At 41.1% G+C, this 19,129-nt stretch carries 11 protein-coding genes; 1 reads left to right on the forward strand and 10 read right to left on the reverse strand.

All coding sequences use genetic code 11. The annotated features are described in order from the left end of the window. Window positions 1-90: 90 nt before the first annotated feature. From BLU33_RS10975 to BLU33_RS11015, 9 genes are all read right to left on the reverse strand, one after another. A complete protein-coding gene (locus tag BLU33_RS10975; protein WP_091372363.1) occupies window positions 91-2,160 on the reverse strand; it encodes an alpha-galactosidase in 2,070 nt (689 codons plus the stop codon). 14 nt (window positions 2,161-2,174) lie between these two features. Further along, the gene (locus BLU33_RS10980) at window positions 2,175-4,508 is read right to left on the reverse strand and encodes a glycoside hydrolase family 95 protein (protein ID WP_091372366.1); all 2,334 of its coding nucleotides are present in this window, start codon (window positions 4,506-4,508) and stop codon (window positions 2,175-2,177) included. A gap of 27 nt (window positions 4,509-4,535) precedes the next feature. After that, a complete protein-coding gene (locus BLU33_RS10985; protein WP_157682120.1) occupies window positions 4,536-5,837 on the reverse strand; it encodes an SGNH/GDSL hydrolase family protein in 1,302 nt (433 codons plus the stop codon). Between the two features lie 43 nt (window positions 5,838-5,880). Next, the gene (locus BLU33_RS10990) at window positions 5,881-8,091 is read right to left on the reverse strand and encodes an alpha-galactosidase (protein WP_232009432.1); all 2,211 of its coding nucleotides are present in this window, start codon (window positions 8,089-8,091) and stop codon (window positions 5,881-5,883) included. Window positions 8,092-8,245: 154 nt separating this feature from the next. Then, window positions 8,246-9,766 carry a RagB/SusD family nutrient uptake outer membrane protein gene (locus BLU33_RS10995; protein WP_197684593.1) on the reverse strand — a complete coding sequence of 507 codons (1,521 nt, stop codon included), beginning with the start codon at window positions 9,764-9,766 and terminating at the stop codon, window positions 8,246-8,248. Between the two features lie 11 nt (window positions 9,767-9,777). Next, window positions 9,778-12,921 (reverse strand): SusC/RagA family TonB-linked outer membrane protein, encoded by a 3,144-nt coding sequence (locus BLU33_RS11000; protein WP_197684594.1) that lies wholly within the window; start codon window positions 12,919-12,921, stop codon window positions 9,778-9,780. Between the two features lie 730 nt (window positions 12,922-13,651). Beyond that, window positions 13,652-15,241, reverse strand: a complete 1,590-nt coding sequence (locus tag BLU33_RS11005; protein WP_091372377.1) for a solute:sodium symporter family transporter — start codon at window positions 15,239-15,241, stop codon at window positions 13,652-13,654. A 44-nt stretch (window positions 15,242-15,285) separates the two neighbouring features. Further along, on the reverse strand, window positions 15,286-16,302 hold the full coding sequence (locus tag BLU33_RS11010; RefSeq protein ID WP_091372380.1) for a GntR family transcriptional regulator: 1,017 nt from the start codon (window positions 16,300-16,302) through the stop codon (window positions 15,286-15,288). Window positions 16,303-16,618: 316 nt separating this feature from the next. Beyond that, entirely contained in the window at window positions 16,619-17,245 is a 627-nt protein-coding gene (locus BLU33_RS11015) for a class I SAM-dependent methyltransferase (RefSeq protein ID WP_091372383.1), read from the reverse strand. Between the two features lie 167 nt (window positions 17,246-17,412). Here BLU33_RS11015 and BLU33_RS11020 point away from each other — a divergent pair, with 167 nt between their 5' ends. Beyond that, a complete protein-coding gene (locus BLU33_RS11020; RefSeq protein ID WP_091372385.1) occupies window positions 17,413-18,291 on the forward strand; it encodes a PPK2 family polyphosphate kinase in 879 nt (292 codons plus the stop codon). A 7-nt stretch (window positions 18,292-18,298) separates the two neighbouring features. Here the strand turns inward: BLU33_RS11020 and BLU33_RS11025 are convergent, their stop codons facing one another. Then, window positions 18,299-19,129 carry an amidohydrolase family protein gene (locus BLU33_RS11025; RefSeq protein ID WP_091372388.1) on the reverse strand — a complete coding sequence of 277 codons (831 nt, stop codon included), beginning with the start codon at window positions 19,127-19,129 and terminating at the stop codon, window positions 18,299-18,301.

Below are 19,129 nucleotides of genomic sequence, written 5' to 3' on the forward strand. Positions count from 1 at the left end.
TGGATATGTCAAAACCCCTTTAATTTGCAATTAAAGGGGTTTCTTTTGCTTTACGCTATTAAAGCTCGCTTTTAATTAAAAGACATAGCACTATTCTTTACTGAACTTATATAAGGCTGCATCACTCGCTGGTAGTTTAGTTGTTAACGACAATTGCGTTAATGAAATTGGCGCATCGCCCGGCAGCAGATTTTTAATATTATACTTTTGATTGGGCGGCAAGCCAAGGCGCCGCCTGTTTATTTTATATTCCCTGGCATCATTACTGTAATTAAATACTGCAAGGTAAAAATCATTGCCAATCCATTGGGTAAACATTTCGGTTGTTTTATCGCCTGTATTACCCTCAACCGGCCTGAATGCCTTGCCGTTTTTAATCACTTTAAGCAATTCCTTATTTTGATACAGCTTTTTAGCAACCGCGGTCCATTGCCCGGTTGTTGAAAAATCATCCCCCGTAAAAAAAGTACCGGTAACTATACCCGACAACACCCGCGCCCTATTTACGCCCGGCGCTTCTGTACCTAATACTAATTGGTCGGCATCAATAAAGTTATACATATAGGTTAGCCACCAGCCGTAATTGACACTGTTTAATGTGTATTGGGTATCATGCATGCTCTTAAAGCCATCGCAAGCAATGCGACGTGTATGTACGTAACGAGCAGTAGCCAAATTAGGCGATATCGCAGCATAAACCAGCATTTGCCCATCAAGTTGTTTAATTAAATATTCCATTCCCTTACGGTAGGCCTGCATGCCGGTAGTAACTGTAGTATCATAAAAGTGTGTTGACTCCGCTGTGCCATGCCCCAGGAAATCAATTTTTATCATTTTAAAACCGCATGCCTTTAGTTTGCCAATCATAAATGCAATGCGCTGCTGCGTACCGGGATGGGTTGGGTCTATAGCGCGTGCGCCGTCAATTTCGTGATAGCCGTCGCCTACTTTAGTCCATATATCACCCCAATTATATTGGCTGCCTTCTACCTTTCTGTTAGGGCCGCTTTTCCAGCCCCAGTCAGTAAATGGCGCCCAGTAAACACCCGGCTGCAATCCTCTTGATTTACAATAATCTGCAAACTCCTTCAACTTACTGTAGTCACCTTCACTCCCGCCTTTCACCATATTATCCCAAAACGCGTCAAGATCAACATAAGCGGTATTACCCGTTCTGAAACCGGGCAGGCTGTCGGCGATAAATCCGGCAACTTTTATCACTTCATCAAATGTTACCTTATCCTGCAATACGCCCCAGCTATTCCACCCTACGGGTGTTGGTTTTGTCCAGTTAAAAATAAATGGTGGCTCAGCCAGGCGGTTTGCCTTGCCATATTCTTCCAGCCCGGTGCGCCAGTCATTAAAATAACCTACAAATACTTTTGGCGATTTAATTGTGGTACCGCTAATTTCACCGTGCGGTATCTTGTCACGAGTAACAGTTGAATCACTATATCCCCCAAAAACATTAACCATGTTGGCACCATCTTTTGTGGCGGTTGTAGTTACACCTGTTTTCCAAACCTCATGCTCTAACGAGCCGAATACAAAACCCTTGCGTGATGTATTATCAAATACAACCCCTGTTTCGGAACTGGTGTTAGCAGTTGGTGCAATAAACGGTTTTGAATTATAGCTGATGAAAGTATCGTTATCAAAAGGAAAGAATACGGTGCGCGCATCACCAGCAATACCGGCAAAATTTCCTTTAAAAGGCGACATATAATTACTTTTTAAATAACCGCCTGTTAGTTCAACCTGGGTAATAAAATATAGCCGGTTGTTATATATGTAAAACACCTGCTTCATCTCAATACCGCCGTTACCCTTAAGTGTAATGGTGTACCTTGACCCGTTTCCGAATTTGTCGCTGATGCTGATCTGATTATATTTTCGTTCCGGGAAGTCTGCCGAACTCAAAGTTTTTCCATTTACCTTACAGGTAGCAATAATGTTTGAAAATATTAACTCATTATGACTGTAAACGCTGTACATGCCGGTTTTTAAGTTGTATACCACCCTCCCATTTGCGTACGGAATATTAACTTTTGAATCTGCAGCGCTAACAGGTTTAATAGGTACTGAACCTAAAATACTGAATGGCAGCAAACCAATCAGCAGTAGCAATAACCGTTGCGTATTTTTTATAAGATGATTCATATTTTTTTGATTGATCAGGCTTTTGATGCCATTACATTTTTAATAACACCGTTTATTTTCACTTTAACCATTCGCGGTTGCGCAGATGTTATGTGGTATTCAGTTACTTTACCATTCTTCCATTTAAAATTAATGGTAAAATTACCCCGCGCCCTTAAGCCTGTTACCGCTCCCGTTGCTTTCCACTCATTTGGTATGGCTGGTATCAGTTCAATATAACCGGCGTGGCTTTGTATCAGCATCTCAGCGATGCCTGCTGCCGCACCAAAGTTACCATCGATCTGAAACGGCGGGCCCGCCGACAATAAATTAGGATAAATACCACCGCCCGATCCATAATTAATATCGGTACGTAAGGTTGGTTTCATTAACTCTTTATACAATTTAAAAGCACGATCGCCGTCATGCAGCCTTGCCCACCATAATATTTTGTAGGCTATAGACCAGCTTGGTCCATCATCACCACGAACATCAAGTGTTTTTTTAGCGGCTTCAGCAAGTTTGGGTGTAGCATCAGGCGTTATTAATGATGCCGGGAACAAACCGTACAGGTGCGAAACATGGCGATGTTGCGGGTCGGTTTCTTTATAATCTTCCAGCCATTCCTGTATACGGCCATCTTTAGATATAACACCCGGAGGCGGCAGTTCCTTTAATTTAGCGCTTAGCTGTGCCCTGAAAGCTTCATCCTTACCCAGTATCTTTGAAGCAGTTATCACATTATTAAATAACTCCCTGATAATCTGATTATCAATAGTTGCACCCATGCAGATACTGGCGGTTTTACCGTTTGGCAAATAAAATGAGTTTTCGGGCGATGACGACGGCGAAGTTACCTGCCAGCCTGTTTTAGGGTCCTTAACTAATATGCTGTTATAAAACAGCGCAGAACCTCTTAATATCGGATAAATATCAGCCAGGTATTTTTTATCGTTTGTAAAAGTATAGTGCTCCCAAATATTATTGCATAACCAGCCAGAACCTGCCTTGGTTACGCCCCATGATGCGCTTTCTCCCGGCTCGGTAAAATGCCAGGGATTAGTTATTACGTGTGCCACCCAGCCATCAGCATTATAATAAGCTTTTGCCGTTTTTTCGCCATGCGGTATCATTTCGCGCACCAGCTCAACCAATGGTAAGTTAAGCTCCGACAGGTTTGATACTTCCAGCGGCCAATGATTCATTTGCACGTTTATATCCAGGTGATAATCGCCGTTCCATGGCGTTTGTATTTGATTGGCCCATAAACCCTGCAGGTTTGGTGGTAGTAACCCTACCCTTGTGCTGCATATGCTCAGGTAACGCCCAAACTGGTAAAACAATACCGGCAGGCCATTATCAGATGCCGGGTTTTTATGGAAAGATATTAGCCTTTTATCAGTTGTCTCCTCAGTATTACTGGCATCGCCCAAATTAACAATTACCCTGTTAAACAGCTTTTGGTAATTGCTGATATGCTTTTGCCTTTCATTAATATAAGCGGTATTTACAGCTGCATTGAGTATATCCTCGGTATTCTTTTTGAAGGCTGCACCTCTAAAATCGGTTGCGGCTGATATATAAATTATAGCTTCGGTAGCATTTTTAATGACCAGCGTATTATTTGCAAGGCTCATGGTGCCACCCTGCAATTTGGCTTTTACACGCGCCATATATTGCATGCCTTTGCCATCAATACCATTATCCAACTGCCCGCTTAATTGCAGTTCGTCATTACTTATGGCAACATTACCCCGCTCCGGTCTGCTAATACCTATGCTGCAGCTTAATTGCCCCGGTTTATCGGCAGTAAGCCTTATAATGCTGATGTCATTATTAAAGCTGGTGAAATATTCCCTTGTATAAGTAACGCCATTTACCGTAAATGTACTTTTTGCAATTGCTTTGTTTAGCGATAGTTCGCGTTCATAATTACTATATTGGCTGCCAGTGCTGTCAGTGCCATTGTATTTATATTTTATGCTCAAATTGCCAAGCACCTGGTAGCAACCGAACGGCACACTACCCCCACCTTTACCGGTACACACAAAATCCTTGTTGATTAGATCCTGTGCTTCGTCATTCTTACCTTCTACAAGCAGCTTTCTTATTTGCGGTAAAACTTTATAAGCATTATAGTTATTAGCGTCCTGCGGTGCACCTGACCATAGCGTAATATCGTTCAGTACAATATTTTCGTTGGCCACACCACCGTCGGGCATCATGCCTAAACGGCCATTGCCCAATGGCAAAGTTTCTTCCCAGACCTGTGCAGGCTTGTCATACCATAATTTTAAAGGCTGTTGCCCGAAACACGTATTAATTATTACGGTGCTAAGTATTGTGAATAGAGAAATCTTACGGATCATACTTATGTTAAATAAGTTGTACTATTATTAGTTGTTTACCAAAAAGTTAACTATGCGGCAGGCGTTGCCTTTACTATTTTTATTTTTTAGCTGGCTTATGGTGATAGTTAGCGTGTGATTTCCGGGTTTTAAATCACTATCCAGTAACAGGTACCATGGTAAATGCAGCATGCTGCTCCATTCGGTATATAGATCGATAGTATTTTCAGGGCCATTATCTACCCTGTATGAAACAATGCCTGCATCCGAGCCGGAAACAATGGCTACACCTACCGCAGTTCCGTTAAAAGGCAATGACAATGTTGAGCCCGGTGTTGCGGAACTTAATACAGGTACATTTACAAAACCCTCTCTCGTACCAAGGCCATCGGTTGGTTTCCAGTTGTTATCAATTGTCCAGCCCGAATTATAGCGGGCATTACTGATATTGTAATAATTGCCGTGCTCAAAGTTTGCCTTATCCAGCGGTTTAGGCAATGGTGATCTAACTATCTTTTTGGTCTTACTATTGAAACAAGCATTCAGCAGGCTTTTTATGTTTTCAAAATACAATTGCTGGCCAAAGGGCGCCGGGTGTATATCCTTAAAATCACCTTCCCAACTAAATTCTTTATTATTTATTTTATCACGAACCTCTTTACCCAGGTTTATAAACGGCAGGTTATAATGTTCAGCAACCATTTGATGGTTCGCTATTTCAGTTGGAATAAGGCCTTTGTTATAATCACTTGTTTTGTAGGGATCAGCAAAGGCCATCAGTATGATATCCATGTCAGGATTACTTCGTTTAGCATGCCTTACTATCCCTTCCATGGCCCTTACCTGTGTTATACTATCGGTATGGTTTACCCTGTCATTTACGGCGGCTTCAATAAACATCAGATCGGTTTTGCCCGAATCAAGTACATCGTGCTGCAACCTGAATGCGTGTGGCAGGCTTCCTAATGATGGTATACCTGCAGCAATAAAATGAAACTCAGTATTCGGGAATTTATCTGTAAGGTATTTACAAACCATCTGTCGCCAGCCCGGATTGTAGGTAATGGAGCCGCCTAGGAATGTTACTGTAACGTTTTTCCTGGTGGCAATTACCTGCTTAAAATTATTTAATTTATTGGCCAGTGTATAATAGTTGCTGTAAGGCAGGCCTGCATTAGTTACAGCAGATTTGTCCTGTCCTTTTGCAAATAAACATACACAAGCAAAAAGCATAACGAAAGTAAATTTAAAATATGCTTTAATAAGCCCTGAAAGATAGGTTGACATATTTGTTCCTCGCTCTAAATCAGTAAGCCCGACCTGCACTTCATCGTCGGGTTGAATCTGCATAAAAGTATTTTTTATTTCCGTTTTCGTCATATTATAACGCCAATTATTTTATTTCATTCAATTCGAGTATCACACTGGTCCTGTTAGCATTTACTTCAGGATTCAGGCCGACTTTCATTAAAAAATCCCCTGTGTAAACCTTTTCATGGTCGATGGCCGGTGAGGTGCCCGGGTATAAATTAATCTCTTTGATACGGTATTTCTTTTCAGGGTCTAGTCCATTCAGTAAAATTGGTCTTTTACTTCCTTCGTCATAGCGATAATTAACCAGGTAAGTAAACATAACCGCAGTCGACTTATCAGCATTTACATAGAGTAGCGAAGCCGTATTTTCCTTTCGCGGATCTGACAGTCTGTATTGGTCTCCCTGCCATACCACCGGCTTTATTTCATTGTAGGTTGCCACCGCGTTCTGGCAAAATGTAAGATCATCACCACCGAGTTTGCTAACCACAATATCAAATCCTAGCTTGCCCATCATAGCAACATCGACCCGAAACTTTAAAGATTCTTTACCCCAATCGGTTACATGGTTAGCGCTTGTAATTGCCGGATAAAAGTAGGAGTTTTCCCACTGAATAAATATTCGCTCAATAGGATCAGTATTGTCGCTCGGCCAGAATTCTGTAAAATATTGCAAAGCACCATAATCTACACGCCCGCCCCCACCTGAACACAACATCATCGGCACCTCCGGGTACTTGGCCCGGATTCGCTGTAATACTTTATACAAACCCCTGACATAATCAACATAAAACTGCGACTGATTTTGGTGCAAATGAACAGCGTAAGCATTATAAATTACGGCATTACAATCCCATTTAATATAGGCCAGTGCCGGATCCTTAATAAATAAGGAGTCGACAATATGGAATACAAAGTCCTGTACCTGGGGATTGCTCAGGTCAAGTACCAGTTGATTTCGAAAGTAATATTCCTGTCTGTTGGGTTGCTTAATTACCCAGTCAGGATGCTGATGGTATAAGCTACTCTTCGGACTAACCATTTCCGGTTCGATCCAGATCCCAAACTTTACACCCTCGTTTTGTGCTTCCTTCGCGATAGCCGCAATACCATTTGGCAGTTTTTTACGATTTTCCTGCCAGTCACCCAGGCCGGCATGATCATCGTTCCGCGGAAACTGGTTACCAAACCAGCCATCGTCAAGCAGGAAAAGATCGACACCGAGTTTTTTGGTATCTTTTAACAATCCGTTAAGTTTAGCCTCATTAAAATCAAAATAGGTAGATTCCCAGTTATTGAGCAGGGTCAGTCTTGAACCTTTACCGTCAACCAATTTATAGTTACGGGCCCAGGATTGCAGGTCGCGGCTTGCTTTACCTTTTCCCTCGGTTGAAAACGTATATAAAAAAGGTGGGGTTTCAAATACTTCACCCGGTTTGAGCTGGTAAGCTGACGCATAATTATTGATCCCGGATATAATCCGGAGGTTATCCTGCGGATCAATTTCGAAATCCGTTTTGAAGTTTCCGCTCCATTCCAGGCCGCCAAACAGAACGCTGCCGTGATCCTCGGTGGCCGGCTCGTCGAGCGAAATCATAAATATGGAAGGCATAAAAAGATTGGCCCTCGTTCCCAGTTTCGAATCCAGCGTTTTGATGCCATGTGTCAATAAGGTTTCCTCAGGCTGCATCTCTCTGATCCAATCGCCGTGATATTGCCGAAGCCAATAGCTACCTGCAGACAAATTAAGGTTAGCTGAAGCAAATTTCCGCAGTACAATATTTCCCTTTTCGTGATGCTGTATGGCACTCCATTGTTCAACTACATTTTCTTTATAGTAGGATTTGTAGTACAGGGTAACCTGGAAGTTATAGGCCGGATCTTTCAGCTGCACGGTTAAAAGTGAAATATCATTGCTAATTTTAGTTTGGGTATGACTAACATACTGCAGATCAAGCGAATTATTACCATCGGCATGCGTTACTGCGATGGCTGGTTCCAGCAGGTTCCGTGAACCCGCCGGTGTGTAAGCGGAGTTATACATCCCGCTATAATCAACCGTTTGTTTATATTCGCCGGTAACAAATTCATATTCATTTATTTTCTCCAGCTTCTTCCCTATATAAATCGTATTTAAATGCCTGGCGGTATCCGTTTGTAAAACAACAGCTGTCTGCTCTGTTTCTATTGGTATTGTTATTTGCTGCGCTTTCGCATGCCCGCAGCAGGCAATTGTTGCTAAACCCAGTATAATATATCTGCCCTTTGTATATATATCTATTATTTTCAATTGTATGATGCTTTTATAATCCTTAAATAATATTGACCCGGGTCTTCATCCCGACAATGAATACGATCTTTTTTCTGTTATACTTAAATTATGAATAAAGTCCATTGCTGGACTTTATTACACTCATTAACGATATAAATTAAATAACTCAGTTTTATTTGTAATCAGGATTTTGAACCAATATGCCGCCGCTCTTATCTATTTCGGTTTGTGGTAATGGCCATTTATAAAATTTATCTTGCCAATTAAAAGTAATTATCCCTGTATTCAACCCGTTTAGTACCTGGCCTGCAATATGCCATCTCTCGAGGTCAAAATGGCGTAATCCCTCAAACGCCAGTTCTACCCTGCGTTCATGGCGTATCCGCTGGCGCATTTCGTCCTGCGACAGGCCGGCCGGATAAGCAGGCATACTTACCCTGGCCCGAATGGCCGTAGTCAATTGGTAAACGGTTGCATCCGGACCTGATAACTCGTTTTCAGCTTCAGCATACATCAGCATTACTTCAGCTGCGCGAATGATAACGGCATCCTGCTGGCTTAATGTAGAAAAGCCATAAGGTATATTCTTGGGTTCCAGGAATTTTTTTGTACCGTATCCGGTTGGAACCGGATTTGAGGGATGATGAACCTCACCGTTCCCGAAATCGACATAACCCTTATAAATCGTCATTCCCAACCGGGGGTCCCGATTATTAAAGTTATTTACTTTATCCGTCAGTGGCGAAGTTCCCCAAGGTAAACCATCAGTACACTCATAGTCATCTACGAGATTTTCATAAGGCGCACAGGCATCCCAGTCGCCATAATACAGATCCCAGGGCGCAGTGTTGTTAGGTGCCAGGAAATTGATCGTAAAAATAACCTCTTTGCTGGTCATCTGGGTTGCATCCCTGAAAGGACTGATATAGTTAGGATCCAAAGAGTATTGCGTTAACACCGACTTACATAAGTCGCGCACTTGCCCCATTATTGTTGGATCAACCACTCCTGTACCCTGATAAGCAGCAAAAATTAATACACGTGCCAATAAAGCCTGCGCCGATGATGCGCAAGCATGTCCATAGTTGCTGATGTAGGGTCCAGTACCTAAATTGTTTATACCATAATTCAGGTCGCTCTCAATCTGTGCCAATATTTGTGCAGCTGGAACTTTCGGTTGCTTCTGTGTTGCAAGTGTTAATGGTTGGGTTACTAAAGGAACATCGCCATAAATGGTATACAGCTGATAATACATGAATGCCCTGACAAACATTACCTCACCAGTATATTGTTTTCTGATAGCATCGGTAACATCAGCTCCCTGGTAGGCAGTAAGCTGCGCCAAAAAGCTATTTACACGCGCAATGGTGGTATAAGCATCGTCGTAAATTGACTGCTGATAACCTCCGATTGTTGCGCTCAGATTACCCTGATCAATACTGGTAACCGAACCTGAATTAAACTGAGCATAGCCGTTGTCAGAAAGACAATCCCGAAAACCCATTCCGTAGGAAAACTCCTCGGTTTGTAAGGAACCGTAAACAGCGGCCAGCGCTTCGTCAAAGTCACTTTTTTGTTTGTAAAAGGTTGTAGTTGCCAATTGATCCGTCGGATTCAAATCGAGCGATTTTTTACATGCGCCCAGTGTCGAAACTACGGCCATGCATATGATGATATATATTCGTTTTTTCATTTTATCAATTCTTAAAAGGTCACATTTACACCAAAGGAATATATTTTATTTTGCGGATAGGTAAGGAAATCACCACTTCCCGCGCGTTCCGGATCAAGACCAGGATACTTCGTAAAGGTGAACAGGTTGTCGCCTGAGAAATATACCCTAAGGCGATCAATACCTATATGTTTGGTAACACTGGCTGGAATAGTATACCCGAATACCAAGTTTTTCACCCTAAGGTATGAACCGTCCTGCAGAAAGAAAGTAGACGGGCGGGTCAGACTTTGCGGCGCATTAAATCCCCAGTATAGACGAGGCATCGTTGTAGACGGATTTGTGGGCGACCACGCGTTCAGCCAGTTGGTGGTTGGTGGCGCACCTTGCACAAATGGGATTGTACCCCAATCATTAACAAAGTATTTAACACCATATACACCTTGCATTAACACTGACAAATCAAAGCCTTTCCAACTGGCATTCGCACTAAAGGAATAATTTAATTTTGGAACAACACCCGGAATAATCACCTTATCATTATCATCAATTTTTCCATCGCCGTTAGTATCTTGATACTTTAAGTCACCAGGCTGCGTATTGTCACCGTATTGCTTAGGAGAATTTGCAACTTCCTGCTTATTCTGGAAAATTCCGACCACCTTCAGCATATAAAAAGAATTGATTGGATAACCCTCCTCATTAATACTGTTACCGTAAATATCAGGCGCGCCATATTTCACCAGTTTATTGGTGTTATGATCCAGGTTGAGGCCAAAATTATAGGTCATCCCTTCAAGTGCACCTCCTTTTACGGAATTGCCATAGGTAAGACCAAGTTCAACACCTTTATTATCAACCGTTCCATCGTTAACAATAGGAGCCTGCAGCCCAACAACAGCCGTGATTTGGGATTGCCTAAGAATATTTGAAGTGACCCTATTGTACCAGTCAAAAGTAATACCAAAATTCTTTACCAGCGTAATATCCGCGCCGATGTCTGTCATGGTTGTTGTTTCCCATTTCAATTGAGGATTATTCAATTGTGTCTGCGCAACACCCGTAGTTAAGCTTTGATTATCAAACGAATAAGCACCGGTAAAATTCAACAATGCCTGATAAGGATAAAGGCTTCCATTGATATTTTGGTTACCTACCTGCCCCCATGATCCCCTGAATTTAAAGTTGCTGAGCCAATTTAAATTGAGTGCCTTAACGAATGGTTCCTCCGTAACTCTCCAACCAGCAGATGCGGAAGGAAAAGTCCCCCATTTATTACCGGGTGCGAATTTAGAACTACCATCAAAACGGATATTGCTTTCCAGCAGGTAACGTTCCTTATAATTGTAATCCACACGGCCGAACCATGACTCCAGCGCCCATCCGTTGCTGGTACCATCATTGGTAATGTGATCGGTACTACCGGCTCTTATCTCCTGCAAGGCAGGGTCCACAAAATTCTGCCTGTAAGCCTGCAGAAATTCGTAATTACTTTGTTCTATGCTCCAGCCGGCCTGTGCCATAATAGTATGGGAACCGAAGGAGTGGTTATATTTTAAGTAACTGAATAAATTGGAGTAAATTGTATGCTCGTCCTGCACGGTTAAGCCTTGTCCCAGGTCAAGAGTTGTACCCAATTGCCCGGTTCCATAATAATATTCAGGGATGTTTTGAACAAAGTTTTTGTAAGTATCAAATTCTCCGTTAAATGCAGCCTTGGTATACCATGAAAAATCTTTATTGAAGCTTACATTTGCCCAACCCTGGATGTCCGCTTCATAGTCCTTGGTATCATGATATAAGCCGTCATCCAACACCGCAACAGGGTTCTTATTATTGTATTCAAAAGGATATGTCTTATAGGTAAAGTGACCACTGCCATCCGCTGTATAAGGGCCATAAGTGGGCGCTTGTGATAATGTTGACAAGAACATATCTTCAGATCCATTGGACGTTGCATCCGTTATACCTGACTTCATCAGGATATTAGTTCCAAAAGTGATATGATCATTTACTTTGGACTGTAGGTTTGTACGAATATTGTATTTTTTGTAATCAAACCCGCGCATAATACCGTTTTGATCTACGTAGCCAAAATTGATATTATAGGTTGTTTTATCATTGCCTCCGCTGAACGTCAGGTTATGGGTCTGTGTTGTACCTGTCCTGAAAAGGTATGGTAACCAATTCGTGTTTGGATACAAAGGGTCATTCGGATGCGTCGCGTAAGCGTTAATTTCAGCCGGCGTGTATAGTTGTGTTGTGTCGGTAAGCCCCGAATTAATACGTGCTGTATTGTACATATTCATGTACTGAACAGAATTGGTAACAATTTGAAACATTTTAGTGTAGGTGGAGAAACCCAAATTTCCGTCATACTCAACTTTAAGTTTGCCTGCTTTACCTTTCTTTGTAGTTACCAAAACTACCCCATTGGCCGCCCGTGAGCCGTAGATGGCCGCAGAGGAAGCATCCTTCAATACAGAGACACTTTCAATATCTAAGGGGTTAACGTCGTTCAGGTTGCCGGGAACTTCATCAATCAATACTAAAGGTGAGGTACCAGCACCGCTGAAAGTACCCACACCCCGGATAGTAATTGAAGCATTTTCATTTCCCGGTTCGCCACTGCCCTGCACAACCGACACGCCTGGAGCAAGCCCCTCTAGCATAGTGGTTGTGTTTACCACCGGTCGTTTGATCATATCTTCTCCTGATATGGTCGAAACTGATCCTGTTAAATTAACCCTCTTTTGGGCACCGTAACCAACAACTACCACTTCATCAAGTGATTTGCTGTCAGTTTCCAGTTTAATGTTAACGGTTTTCCGGTTATTGACATCCACCGCCTGCGTTTTATAGCCGATCATTTTAAATTCAAGCACAGCATTGCCAGGCACTTTAAGCGTGTACTGCCCTTTAATGTCAGTACTTACCCCAGTGCTTGTGCCTTTGATTGTAACGCTGACTCCCGGCAGTGTCCCGCTGTTGTCAGATACCGTACCGCCGACTGTAATGGTTTGCGCGTAGGTATTCAATGTGAATAAGGGTAAAAGGATCAGAAGAAACAAAGCAAGCTTGCACTTCCCGGCCGTAAACTGCCTTTTAGGGCAAACACCGGAAAAGTCTTGCCTCATATCGCGATCCTTTAAAATGGAATGAGTAAATATTTTCATAATTTAAATTGAATTGGTTTCGTTTAATATGGAATGTTAAAAGACATTGTAGAATAAGGCTGAATTAAGCATCGGGCCTTAGGTTTCCCTTTCGGTAGCTTTTCTTTTTGGTTCATGTAAGAGGTGTTATATGGTTTAAAATTTGGTTGATTACTTTTCTATAATTTCCTTTCGCCAGTCGCATAATGCCTTTGTTTACTTCGCAGCAAACAATTGCTATGCCTATGCATCAAAAACCATTTTTACCATGTGCTGCAAGCAACGCATTATATAATGGAGAACACTAATCTTTAAGCAACTGGTTGATAATTGGCAAATAGTATAAAAATCATTTATCTATTCTATACTATACTATAATTCAAAAGTGAAAATATAAAATGACTTTTGCAAATTTTCCTTAATACTTTTTAATACCCTCATTATCTACCTATTCAATTGTTTGTGTGAAGGCGACAGTTCTGCACACTTAAAATTTTATAAAAGCTACATTTTTACCAACTAAATCGTTATTAATCATATCACTGAAAGTATAATATCATTTACAATATCTTTTTATGAATACATATTTTTTTTAAAAATTTTCTGGAAAAACCCTTTAACTCCGGCGTTTGGCAAAGTAGTTAACAAACGTGGAAATAAATTTATAATTAAGGTATAGAATAGTACAGATATAAAAGCAAACAGATAAGATCCTTTGCCCGTTATACGCCGTCAAATTGCGAACTGAAGACTACCTACCGGCGATCCCTATCGACGAGAACAAGACAAAGGCGAGTACCATGAGGGTAATGAGCAACGCACTTACCCAATGCCGGTAGCGCCAGGGCTGAATATCTACTACCGGATGTTTTTCTGCTTGATAAGGTACCTTGAGCGGGAACAGTCGCCCTATCAACAGCATTATAGCAACTGTTAATACAAATAATATAGCCAGCACATGCAGGTAATGCATTGGCGGCTGAAATACAAGGATAACGCTGGCATAGGTCAATATAAAAAAGGCCAGTCCGATTTTTACAGCTACAGGCGGCACCCTGCGCGTTAGAAAGCCTACGAGCAAAACGGAGAATACAGGTACGGTGAAAAAGCCGGACAGCATTTGGATATAAGTATAAAAACCTCCTTTAAATAAAATAATGAACGGCGCTATACAACATCCCATCAGCGTGAGCAGTACCTGAAATATCTTACTGCTTCGCACCAACTGCTCATCATTTTTCTGCTTACCGCTTTTATCAAGCCAGGGCTTGTAAATATTCATAATAAACAATGTTCCTGAACTGTTGAGGCCTGCGTTAAAAGTACTGAAAACGGCACCTAAAACGATGGATGCCATAAAACCCTGAAAAACACCGGGCAGAATATCCGAGATTAGCCTAGGGAACACTTCCCTGGTATTATCAAGATGGGGATACAAATGCACGGCAATCAATCCCGGCAAATTCAAAATTAACGGGGCTAGTAATTTACCCACGCAGGCTAACGCTATACCTTTCTGACACTCTTTCAGGTTTTTTGAAGCGAGCGCCTGCTGTACTATAAATTGCTCCATGCCCCAGTAATACAGGTTCATGAGCAACATGCCGGTAAAAATTGTGCTGAAGGGCACCGCATCTGTAGCTGAGCCGATGGCGTTAAGATGTTCTTTTTTTTGATGCAATATCACCCTCACTCCGGCTAATAAATTGCCATGACCGAGATAGTTAAACCCGTAATAAGATATAAGAAGACAGCCAGTCATCATACCCAGCCCCAATAGCGTATCAGAAATGCTCATGGCCCGCAGGCCGCCCAGAATAGAGTAAAAACTACCCGAAATGCCGATAATCACAATGAGTACACAGCAAGTGGTAGTTGCCCCCCACCCTGTGTGCTGGCTAACGTGGAATATGCCGTTCATGGCCAAAGCGCCGCCATATAAAATAGTGGGAATAAGATTGATTGCATAACTGGCCAGAAAAACAATAGATACGATTCTTTTGGTAACAGCATCAAAACGGTGTTCTAAAAAATCGGGCGTAGTGATAGCACCTATACGCAAATAAACCGGCAGCAAAAATTCCGAAACTACAAGCATGGCCAGGATAGATGTCATCCCCCAGGCCATAACAGACATGTTATTGATATACACCGACTCGTTTTCGCCGATGAGCAAGTTGCCGCTTAGGTTGGTTAAAAAAATAGAGGAACCAACCAGCACAAAACCAAGGCTGCGATTGCTTAAAAAATAATCATTAACCGTTTTAAGGCGTGTCCGTCTTGTTTTGAGCCACGAGATCAAGGCTACCAAACCGGTACAAATAATAAAACTAAGCAGCATATCAAACTAAAATGCGGTGTTGATAATATATAACAGAAATTAAGCTACAATGATTTTCGCCTGATGAGCGTTGTAGGGATGATCTTTTTGACCGGCTTTCCGGACATTACAAACGCAGCCGCTTCTTCTGCCATCAACCTGAAATCGGTAGAATAAGTGGTTATACCACCGCAAATGATCTCTTTCACCATATCGTCATTGTGCGACAGAATGCCTACATCAGTACCAAGGTCAAGATTTTTATCAATGCAGTCTTTCAGCATGGCCCATAATTCGGTATTATTGATCGTAAAGTATACTTTCCCACTGGTGATGGTGCCCGGGGTGTATTCTGTTTGTATGGTTCCTTTTATGCCGTATTCTTTAATAAATCTTTTAAAAGATCGCAAAATTTCAATTGGCGTATCTGTAGATGGGCGGTAATAGAAAACAAATTCATCATAGCGCGTTACTACATCTTTCAATTCACAAAAAGCTTTGTAAGTAGCTTGTTCAAACTCTTGTGTAACGTAAGAGAAATCTCCCTCCATTTGTTCAAAACGATCAATCATCAGGAACTTATTCGGGGGAATACTTTTGAGAATATTACTGGTGCGCGGGTTGGGGATTGGAGCCACTACATACATACCATATTTGCCGCGTATATTGCCAATAATGGTATCCAGGATATCGATATTGTTATGATGGAAAAACAAATCAAGATGCACCTCTGGTTCGAGGTGTTTCTTAAATGTTTTATAAAAGGTTTCCTGGAAAGTGTCAAACGCATAAAGCAACAGTGCTACTCGCAGGCTTTGCCCGGTATCTGCACTGGCAATAAAAAAGCCCATACGATTACGAGATTCTACAATGCCGCGCTTGATGAGTTCCTTGTAGCCCTTCATGATGGTTTCCCTGGCAAAACCCAACTCGTTCATCAACTTGTTGACTGATGGCAGCAGATCGCCTACCACAACCACTCTATTATCAACCGCATTGATAATGCCCTGTACAAATTGCTCGTGCTTTGTTAGCCTGGGTATGCCCTCAAGCTCATGTATCTGGTCATATATATCTCTCATCAAACGTATTTTTATTAGGTTTTGACATTTTCTTTAAACTCTAATTCCATCAATAATGGAATAGAATAGGATAAGAACCAAAGGTATATTTATTTGTGTAAAATCTTCATTGTGCTAATATTTTTTTAGGAGGATAAATTATACTATCAAAATGAGGCGGGATAGACAGTATTATTCTACTTATTTTTGAAGAAAAATATCGAAAATTTTAAAGTGCTTTTCTTTAAATCCCTTTGCACTGAAGTATACAAGGAATCACCAGAAAGAATCTAACCGGGGAAAATCCAGAATGATCTATATAACCACTTTCATAATATTATTGATCGCCTTTCCTGCACTTGATTAATAAGAATGGATAGTTCTCGGTAACTTCCGTTATCTCAAACAATCCAGCTTTGCTAAACTCTGCTTGAACCGATTCTCTGTCATAAAAAAACATTTTAACCCCATCGAATATTTCATAACGATCTTTGCTCACTAATTTACCCTGTCCATATGTTGGAGCCTCTTTTGAAATTGCCGTAAAAACCATATAACCATTGTCTGCCAGTTGATTATAGCAATCATGGATCAATTTCTCCCGTTCGCTTTCGTCTAACAAATGAATTAAGGCATAGCAGAATATTCCATCATACAGGCATTTGTCAAAAGGCATATCGATTACAGAACCGTGATAAATGGTCATATCTGCTCCGTAATGCTTTCTGGCCATATCAATAGCAGTTTTTGATAGCTCAATACCTGTAACTACTATTCCATGATCCCTGAAAATTTGTGCATTCCGACCATAGCCAATTCCGGGAATGAGGATATTTTTCACTGACTTTTGTACAAAAAAATCCTTTGTCAGTACTGCCGACTTTGATGGTTCAAATCCCCACATTTCCTGCTTGTTGATAAAGGCGGATTCCCAAAATTCAGGTTTTTCGTTTTCATTTATCATAATGTCTTTCAATTAGGTCTCTAAAGTAACCATTTATTAAAACTGCATATAACTGAGGTTTCTTGTTTAATGCCGATATACAGGTTTAAAAAAGGAATAGTATATTTACTATTGCGATCTGCAGGAGATATAAACCTATAATCATTACTTAGTAACCATTCTATCTTATGAAAAGCTTACCGGATCAATTTAAAATAACCAACGATAAAAATTTTTCGTTAAAAGATTACGATACCTCTTACTCGGCCGACTACGAAAAGGAAGATGCGGCTGCCATTTTAAAGGACCTTATAAAGCAAACAGCAAAACTGCAAACAGAGCTTTATGCTGCAAATACATATTCATTACTTATCATTTTCCAGGCGATGGATGCAGCGGGTAAGGATAGTGCTATTGCCCACACCATGTCGGGATTAAACCCACAGGGCTGCCAGGTATTCAGTTTTAAGCAACCGGGGCCTGAGGATTATAAACACGACTTTTTATGGAGGCATTATCTAGCCCTGCCAGAAGACGGGCGCATAGGTATCCACAACCGCTCCCATTATGAAAACGTACTAGTAACCAAAGTACACCCAGAGTTGATATTAAAAGAGAACATTCCGGGAATTAGTGATATTAAGCATATCAATAAAAAGTTCTGGGATCAGCGTTATGAAAGCATCCGTAATTTTGAAAAACACCTGCATGCAAATGGAACGGTTATAATTAAGTTTTTCCTTCATCTTTCAAAACAGAAACAGAAACAGCGTTTTTTAAAACGTATTGACGATCCGGAGAAAAACTGGAAATTTTCAGCAAGTGATATTTTGGAGCGCGACAGATGGGACGATTATATGAAAGCATATGAAACAACCATAACAGAAACAGCTACAGAAGAGTGCCCCTGGTTTGTAGTACCGGCAGATAAGAAATGGTTTACGCGTATAGCCATATCAACCATTATACTGCAAACCATTGAAAATCTGAAGTTGAAATACCCCGTATTGCCAAAAGATGAAATGGAAAAGCTAAGGGAATCCAAAAAAGAGCTAGAGAAGGAATAATTTCAGCTTAGATATTATAAAATCTGGCAGCATTTGCGCCAAAAATATTTTCTTGTTCTGTTTGACTAAAAGCTGAAAAGTATGCTGCTACAATTCCTGCTACCTGCTCATATTCAGCAGCAATTTTGCACACCGGCCAGTCGGAACCAAACATAATGCGGTCTCTACCGAAATTATCTGCTATAACATCCAGATACGGATTAAAATCAGCTGGTTTCCAATTTTGCCAATCGGCCTCGGTAACCATGCCCGATACTTTGCAAAATACATTCTCAAATTGGGCAACTGACTTTATATCTTTTTCCCACTCGACTATTTCAGCCTGTTTTATATTGGGTTTTGCTATATGGTCAATAACAAAAAGCTGATCAGGGAACTGCGCTACAAACTTTGCTATATATTTTAATTGATCGGGGAAAATTAAGATATCATAGGTATAATTGTATTTCTTTAACAAGCTTATGCCATGTAAAAAGGCCGGTTGCAGCATCAGATCGCGCTGAGGTTCTCCCTGCAATACATGACGAAAACCTTTCATCTTTTTAAACTGTTTATAATGGGCTAATCGTGCCTCAATATTTGGCGATTGAAGATCAACCCATCCTACTACCCCTTTTATAAAGTTGTACCTATCAGCATTAGCTAACTGAAAATCGTTTTCCTGTTCTGATTGATGGGACTGAACAGTAATACAACCATCAAACCCATTAGCCTTTAAAACAGGCTCCAGATCATGTGGTAAAAAATCCCTTCTGATGCCCGGCATACTGTCATCTATCCAATCATATTTAACCGGATCATATTTCCAGAAATGCTGATGCGAATCAATCCTTGCCAT

It is taken from the genome of Mucilaginibacter mallensis, assembly GCF_900105165.1.
Lineage (GTDB): Bacteria > Bacteroidota > Bacteroidia > Sphingobacteriales > Sphingobacteriaceae > Mucilaginibacter > Mucilaginibacter mallensis.

What these genes read in the sequence shown, in the direction of transcription:
- BLU33_RS10980 (WP_091372366.1), bottom strand. Translation starts at nt 4,508, where the DNA reads ATGATCCGTAAGATTTCTCTATTCACAATACTTAGCACCGTAATAATT.
- BLU33_RS10975 (WP_091372363.1), bottom strand. Translation starts at nt 2,160, where the DNA reads ATGAATCATCTTATAAAAAATACGCAACGGTTATTGCTACTGCTGATT.
- BLU33_RS10985 (WP_157682120.1), bottom strand. Translation starts at nt 5,837, where the DNA reads ATGCAGATTCAACCCGACGATGAAGTGCAGGTCGGGCTTACTGATTTA.
- BLU33_RS11025 (WP_091372388.1), bottom strand. Translation starts at nt 19,129, where the DNA reads ATGGCAAGGATTGATTCGCATCAGCATTTCTGGAAATATGATCCGGTT.
- BLU33_RS11015 (WP_091372383.1), bottom strand. Translation starts at nt 17,245, where the DNA reads ATGATAAATGAAAACGAAAAACCTGAATTTTGGGAATCCGCCTTTATC.
- BLU33_RS11000 (WP_197684594.1), bottom strand. Translation starts at nt 12,921, where the DNA reads ATGAAAATATTTACTCATTCCATTTTAAAGGATCGCGATATGAGGCAA.
- BLU33_RS11020 (WP_091372385.1), top strand. Translation starts at nt 17,413, where the DNA reads ATGAAAAGCTTACCGGATCAATTTAAAATAACCAACGATAAAAATTTT.
- BLU33_RS11010 (WP_091372380.1), bottom strand. Translation starts at nt 16,302, where the DNA reads ATGAGAGATATATATGACCAGATACATGAGCTTGAGGGCATACCCAGG.
- BLU33_RS10995 (WP_197684593.1), bottom strand. Translation starts at nt 9,766, where the DNA reads ATGAAAAAACGAATATATATCATCATATGCATGGCCGTAGTTTCGACA.
- BLU33_RS11005 (WP_091372377.1), bottom strand. Translation starts at nt 15,241, where the DNA reads ATGCTGCTTAGTTTTATTATTTGTACCGGTTTGGTAGCCTTGATCTCG.